Below are 1,706 nucleotides of genomic sequence, written 5' to 3' on the forward strand. Positions count from 1 at the left end.
TAGAGTTTATTTGGTGTGTGTACTTTTCAATACCAAAAGTACATTACGAGTTTTTTAGTTGCTTTGAACGAAAGTTCATTTTATTTTTGTTCTTAAGTTGATGGGCATGTGCTGTGACCCCTAAACGTTTTAAGCTTTGATTTTTTCTCATATTATTCCCAAAACCTTCCTTACAGATTCATATAAATTCTAATATTGACCTGAAAAAATTTTAATATTTTTTGTAAAACTTTATTTCTAAAGTTACAAAATTAAGAAAGAAAAAAATACAAGGATTTTATATTCAATAAAATTCCATCATTCTTATATTTAATTTTAACATTTATATAACTTGTTTCCAATTATATTTATGAAATTTTTAAAATATTGAAGACAATCAGGATCTCCATAACTAATTTTATATCTTTTCGTTATTTTGATGTGCATATATGCTATAGAAAGCAATTAAAATGTAATTAACAATCACCCATAACCTTCAATTAAATAAAAACATCCGCTCACTTATTTTAATTATAAGCAAACGGATGTTTAACACTATATGTATACAAACTTATTATTTATAATTAATATATTTGATTCAAATCTTTCTACAATTTTTCATTAGATGCACTACGACCATGATGTTTTTAACTATGATTAAATTGAGAACCATACATATTTTCCACCCCAATACGTTCTGAAACTTTCGCCATCAGCATTTTTCCAAGGAGTTGGTGAGAATCTGTATATATCCACTAAACCTTTCTCTCGATACTCTATTAAAATAGAGTTAAGATTAACTTCCCCTGATGTTTCTGTAGATGCAACGGATGCACTGATTGTTGATAAACCTAGGCATGTGCATGCTGCAAACGTTGCAAATATCATCTTCATATTTAAAAACTCTTTTTTATATCTTTTTATTCTTGTAACGATAACAATTTATATACTAGCAGCCCTCCATTTTAATATTATTAAGAAACAATATTGAAATGGCAAATATTTACTATACCTTTATTCCATTTTTTATCACCTCATTTATCTAAATAATGCTACAATACTATACTTCTTTCCTCCTACTTTTACTTTATTATCTCAACTTTCATACTGTGGAACCATATATGTCCCTCACCTTTCAGGGTTAATCCTACAGATAAACGTTTTACATCAATAGGGATATCTACAATTATCGAATATTCTTTCCAACTTTCTTTTTCTTTAATTGGCTCACATTCTAATGATTTCATTTCCCATAAATCATTAGGCTTTTCACCCCTTATCCATAAGTCTGCGTACTCCTGAATAGATTTAGTTCTAATCATTCCTGACAATTTAATTCTTTTCCCTAAATATAAATTTTTATTTAGAAAGCAAAATACTACAGCATATCCTTCTATCTTTTGTATCGAATGCAAATAATGTACAAATTTATTTATTCCATTGATATCAAACGTATTATATAAAAAGTAATTACTAGGTGTCTTACCTCCAAGCATCCATTCGGTCAAAAAATCATCATTCATAATCTCTATCCTCCACATCTATTATACTTACTACTACAATATCATTGACTTCATATATTTTTTTGATTTTTTTTGCTAAAAGGGGTACCACCACATCGCTATCAAGCTAAGACCATAAAACGTTAATTATAATAGAGGTTGTTTCTTTTTTTTAAAAGCTACGTGTAGGGAATTTAAAGATTTGCATACGAAATAAACCCTAAT

General features: G+C 27.8%; 2 protein-coding genes. Both read right to left on the bottom strand.

Translation table 11 applies throughout. The annotated features are described in order from the left end of the window. Positions 1-636: 636 nt before the first annotated feature. Entirely contained in the window at positions 637-873 is a 237-nt protein-coding gene (locus ACS2CR_RS34055; protein ID WP_098639996.1) for a hypothetical protein, read from the bottom strand. 188 nt (positions 874-1,061) lie between these two features. After that, positions 1,062-1,502, bottom strand: a complete 441-nt coding sequence (locus ACS2CR_RS34060) for an AraC family transcriptional regulator (RefSeq protein ID WP_153603161.1) — start codon at positions 1,500-1,502, stop codon at positions 1,062-1,064. Positions 1,503-1,706: the final 204 nt, after the last annotated feature.

Source organism: Bacillus cereus group sp. BceL291 (assembly GCF_051776705.1).
In the GTDB taxonomy this organism is placed as follows: domain Bacteria; phylum Bacillota; class Bacilli; order Bacillales; family Bacillaceae_G; genus Bacillus_A; species Bacillus_A cereus.